We start from the raw sequence: 271 nt of genomic DNA, 5'->3' as shown, positions 1-271 counted from the left end.
TAGGATCTAATCCTATATTTTTTGCATTATTTTCTAAAGAATTTAATAGCTTAATAAAATATTTTGAAACCTTAATTGCATATCTTCCATATGGTACATTTCCCATTACATTTTTATGATGCGCTTGTTTTTTATGATACCTATAATATGTAACTGCAACTTTCTTTTCAATAAGCATTTCTAAATATTTCTTTGCATATGGTATTGTTAAATATTTAATAAATCTACCAACCATTTCAGANNCTTTTCTATATATTGGTAAATTATTAGA

At 23.4% G+C, this 271-nt stretch carries 1 protein-coding gene (running past both ends of the window); it reads right to left on the bottom strand.

The whole window is internal to an uL22 family ribosomal protein gene (locus tag LUA84_RS03775) on the bottom strand: the coding sequence, 576 nt in all, runs 248 nt past the left edge and 57 nt past the right edge, and what appears here is coding positions 58–328 — codons 20 (complete) to 110 (partial); reading right to left, the first codon wholly in view occupies nucleotides 269–271. The start codon and the stop codon both lie outside this window.

This window comes from Candidatus Nanopusillus massiliensis (assembly GCF_920984865.1).
This window is presented reverse-complemented; position numbering and strand designations above follow the sequence as displayed.